Genomic DNA, 4697 nt, shown 5'->3' with positions numbered 1-4697 from the left:
GGTGTGTGATCCCGGCCCCCGGTCGTTGAGCGAGCGAAGCGAGACGAAACGCGACTCCCGGGAGGCTCGGCAAGGGACATGCGTTTCGTCTCGTCGCTGCGCTCCTCGCTCAACGACCGGTGGTGGCGGTGGGGTGATCCCGGCGCGCCCGGTCGTTGAGCGAGCGAAGCGAGACGAAACGCGACTCCCGGGAGGGACATGCGTTTCGTCTCGTCGCTGCGCTCCTCGCTCAACGACCGGTGGGGGAGGCGACGGCGGCGTCGCGCAGGGCGCGGGCCAGCTCGGCGGCGGTCGGGGGCATGGCCCCGGAGCGGCCGACCGTGATGGCCGCAGCGGCGGCGGCGACGCGGCCGATCCGCTCCAGGTCGCGCACCGTCAGCGCGCCGTCGAGCACGGACTGCGCACCGATCCCCGTGACGATGGCCGCCACGAGGCCCGTCATGTAGGCGTCGCCGGCGCCGATCGTGTCGACGACCCGCGTCGGCCGGGCCGGCACGTGCACGGACGTCGACCCCGTGTGCAGGTCGCTGCCCTCCGCACCGCAGGTGACGGCGACGAGCCGGGCACCGCAGCCGAGCAGCCGGGCGGCGGCCTCGTCGACTCCGCCGGGATACAGCCAGGCCGCATCCTCGTCGCTGAGCTTGACCACCGCGGCACGGGCGGCATAGCGCTCCACGAGCTCCCGGGTGCGCTCGACCGGCGGCACGACCGCCGGGCGGACGTTCGGGTCGAACGTCACGAGCACATCGCCGGGCAGCGCCTCGACGAACGCGAGCACCCGCTCGGCGCCCGGAAGGCGCAGTGCGCCGATGGATCCGACGTGCACCGCGGCGACGTCGGCCACCGCCGGCGGGGTGCGGAACGTCCAATCCAGGTCGAACTCGTACACGGCGGCCCCCTCGGGCCCGATGTGCGCGATCGCGGTCGACGTGGCGCGGGCCGTGTCATCCGTGCGCTCGATCGGCACGCCGACCGAGGCGAGATGCTGCGCGATCGCATCGCCGTCCGCGTCGTCGCCGAACTCCGTGGCGAAGACGGCGGGGATGCCGAGCCGGCCGAGCCCGTAGGCGACGTTCAGCGGGCTGCCGCCGACGTGCCGGGCGCGGTCGCCGTTGCGGTCGACCACGTCGATGAGCGACTCGCCGACCACGAGGACCGGTGCGGGCGCCGATCCGGGCGCGAGGTCCCGGACCTCGAGCCGCTCGACGACGCCACCCGCGCTGCGCGCGTGCAGCGTCACGGCGCCCCGCCACGGCACGAGATCGGTGAGGGTGCGCAGGCCCTCCGCGGCGAACACCTCGATCGAGGTCGCGTCGATGACGATCGTCACCTCGGCGGCATCCGGAACCGGCATCCGCTCGACGCTCGGGAATGCGGGATGGATGCCGGACACCTGCGAGCGGTCGAGCACGATCTCGCCCGGGCTGCAGCGCAGCAGCACGACCGGCCCGCCGAGGCCGGAGAATTCGAGTTCCACGTCGCCTGTCGCACGCAGGTCGATCCGGGCGGCCCGCGGCAGCGGGAGGATGTCGGCATCCGGGTCGAACCCGACGCGCTCCCCCACCGGAAGGATCGGCCGAGCCGTCAGCTGCGCGCGCCCCTGACGGCTCGTCAGAGCGAGTCGGCGGGGTGTCGTCATCGCGCCCCGCCAGGCGCCGTCGGGCAGGTGGTGGGCGTAGTCCCAGTTGCTCATCCAGGCGATGAGGGTGCGCCGGTCGTCCGGCAGCCCGTGGAAGCTGACGCCCGCGTAGCAGTCGCGGCCGTAGTCGAGCCAGTCGAGCTCGTCCAGCTCGCCCGGTCCGGCCGCGCCGCGCGGCTCATCGGGCGTGAACTCGACGCCGTCGAACCGGCCGACCACGTACTGCGTGCCCGATCCCCCGGCGATGCCGCCCGGGTTCAGGCTGATCACCAGCACCCAGCGCACGTCGTCCGGGTCGCCGTCGACCGCGAGCGGGAAGAGGTCCGGGCACTCCCACACGCCCCCGACCGCACCCGCCGGCCCGTAGGCGGACAGGAACGTCCAGGTCTTGAGGTCGTCCGACCGGTGCAGCAGCACCTGCCGGTCGACCGCCTCGACGGCGACCATCACCCAGTAGGAACCCGCCGGTCCGTCGTAGCGGAACACCTTCGGGTCGCGGAACTCGAGCGATCCCCGGTCGAGCACCGGGTTGCCGGCATACTTCGTCCAGGTGAGGCCGTCGTCGACGCTGAACGCGAGGGCCTGCGACTGGATGCCGGTGCCGGCCGCCAGCGACGTGTACACCGCGACGAGCGCGGTCTCGCCGGGGCCCGCGAACCCGGCGGTGTTGTCGTGGTCGATGACGACCGAGCCGGAGAAGATCTGCTCGGTGGCATCCGCCTCGATCGCCACCGGATGCTCCGTCCAGGTGAGCAGGTCGGGGCTCGACGCATGCCCCCAGCCGATCGTCGCGTGCGCGAGCCCGTGCGGGTTGTGCTGGAAGAAGAGGTGGTACCGGCCGTTGTGGAAGACGAGCCCGTTGGGGTCGTTCATCCAGTTGCGGGCCGGGGTGAAGTGGATGACGGGTCTGTGCGTCATCCTCCGATCCCCGCGGACGTCGGTGCGGGCGGGGCGACGGGCTCCGAGGATCCGCCGGCGACCGGTGCGGGGGACGTGTCGTCCTCGCGCATGGCCTTCATCTCGCCCTTGAAGGCACGGGCGGACTGGCCGACGCTCCGCGCGAGCGTGGGGAGCTTGGTGGCTCCGAACAGCAGCACGATGACGGCGAAGATGAGCAGCAGATGAGGCCATCCGAAAGCGCCCACGGGATTCTCCTTTGATTCGGGGTGGCGGCTGTTCAGAGCCGTCGGTTGAGGTCGATGGAGGCGAGCGCCGCGCGCCCGCCGTTGGCGAAGAAGCCGATGCGCTCCCCCGCACGCCGGTACAGCCGGGTGCTGAGCGACACCCGCCGGTCGATCACCGCGACGAGGATGTCGCCTTCGACGAGCACCTCCAGCCGGTGGATGCCGGGGCCGAGGTCGCACGGTCGCTCCAGGGCGAACGGGACGTCGCCGGAGATCTGCCACTGTTCGCCGCCGGTGATCGTGCGCGGCCAGCGGTCGAAGACGACGCGGTTGCGGCGCGGCTCGAGGCGGATCACCCCGGCCTCGTCGCCGTCGGCGGTGGCGCGCAGGAGCAGGCCGACCTCCTCGGTGCCGGGCTCGATGTCGATCTCGGCCGACAGCAGGAAGGCGTCCGGCAGGTCGGTGTCTCCCACGACCTGCGCGAAGCGGTCGAGTGCGTCGAGCTGCACGGGACCGGCGGGCAGGCCGGCATCCACGCTCTCGGTGAACGAGGCGACGACCTCGTCCGGCAGGCGGAAGGTGAGGCTGCCGTCGGCGTGCTGGTCGGCTTCGAGCACCGACATGGTGCCGGCCCACTGCCACGGACCGTCGTCGGTGTCGCCCTCGCGGGTGGCGATCCAGCCGAAGAAGAACCGGCGCCCGTCGCGCTCGGCGGTCTTGGCCGCGTAGAACGCACGGCCGTCGACGGTGTCGTGGTCGGGGACGAGCCACGGGCCGTCGACCGAGCGGGCGACCCGGTAGCGGGTGCAGAAGGCGTCCGAGAACTCCGAGTAGACGAGGTACCACCAGTCGCCCCACCGGAACACGTCGGGGCATTCGTGGGTGATGTACCGGCGCGGGTCCCAGAACGGCGCCGTGGGTGTCCAGGTCGCGAGGTCGGTCGAGGTCAGCTGGGCGATGGTGCCGCGCCGCCGCTCCGGCCCGTCGGCGTGCCGCGCGGCGACCAGCATCCGCCAGGCGCCGCCGTCGTGGAAGACGAACGGGTCGCGCCAGTCCCCCGGCTCGTAGCCGTCCGGCGCGCCGAAGGTCAGGTCGGGATGCTTCGTCCACGCGGTCAGTCCGTCATCGCTCGTCGCGTGCGCGACCAGCTGCAGCGGGCGGCCGTCCGGCCCGTGTCGGTCGGGGTTCTGCGCCGTCGAGAAGAGGTGCGCGGTGCCGTCCGGCGCGACGACCACGGAGCCCGTGTAGACGTTGAAGTCCTCGGCGTCGGGGCCGCCGCTCGGCACCGCCTCGCCGTGGTGGGTGAAGTGCACGAAATCGGACGTGGTGACCAGGTGCCAGGGCATCCCGTTCTTCGGGACGGCGCGGTCGTCGTACAGGAACCAGAGGTGGAAGACGCCGTCGTGCTGGAACGGGATGACGTCGCCCACCCAGCCGTCGCCGGGCCGGAAGAACACGGGCGCGGCGCTCACGACGCGACCGTCTCGATCGCCGGGGCGAGGTCGTGCACGACCGCGTCCGCGGAGGCGTGCACGGTCCAGTCGGGCGCTGCCACCGGGTACACGCGCGACGTGAGCGACCGGCCGGCGGACGTGAAGATCTCGACGACCGATCCGTCGACGAACACGCGCACGGCGGGGCGTCCGGAGTCGTCGAACGCGTCCGGCGCGACCGACCGGTCGCGGTGGGCGCGGGTGTCGAGGCTCGCGTGCGTGCGGTCGAACGTGACGGTGCCCGCGGCGGGGTCGAGCTCGATGGTGCAGTACTCATCGGGTCCGAAGTCGAGGCGCACGGTGCCGTCGGCGGCAGCGGGCACGACGATCTCGGCACGCGGACCGATCCGGGCGCCGTCGGCCGGCCGGGCCTCGCCCGTGCGCAGCGTGTCGACGGCGGGATGCGGCGCAGTGCGCAGCGTCCCGTCGGGCGCCGACCAC

The 4697-nt window shown here is 72.9% G+C and carries 4 protein-coding genes; all 4 read right to left on the bottom strand.

From position 1 onward, the window contains the following. Positions 1 to 229: 229 nt before the first annotated feature. Positions 230 to 2557, bottom strand: coding sequence for a PfkB family carbohydrate kinase (locus VJR25_RS10470; protein WP_324114915.1), 2328 nt, complete (start codon positions 2555 to 2557; stop codon positions 230 to 232). Then, positions 2554 to 2784, bottom strand: coding sequence for a Sec-independent protein translocase subunit TatA (locus tag VJR25_RS10465; protein WP_324114914.1), 231 nt, complete (start codon positions 2782 to 2784; stop codon positions 2554 to 2556). Before VJR25_RS10465 ends, VJR25_RS10470 begins: the two co-directional genes overlap by 4 nt. 32 nt (positions 2785 to 2816) lie before the next feature. Next, on the bottom strand, positions 2817 to 4235 hold the full coding sequence (locus VJR25_RS10460) for a glycoside hydrolase family 32 protein (protein ID WP_324114913.1): 1419 nt from the start codon (positions 4233 to 4235) through the stop codon (positions 2817 to 2819). After that, a partial coding sequence (locus tag VJR25_RS10455) for a GH32 C-terminal domain-containing protein (RefSeq protein WP_324114912.1) occupies positions 4232 to 4697 on the bottom strand: 466 nt, incomplete at its 5' end. The genes VJR25_RS10455 and VJR25_RS10460, both read right to left, overlap by 4 nt.

The sequence above is a fragment of the Microbacterium sp. genome, from assembly GCF_035277845.1.
In the GTDB taxonomy this organism is placed as follows: Bacteria; Actinomycetota; Actinomycetes; order Actinomycetales; family Microbacteriaceae; genus Microbacterium.
Note: the sequence above shows the minus strand (reverse complement) of the source record. Positions and strands in the feature narration are given on the sequence as shown.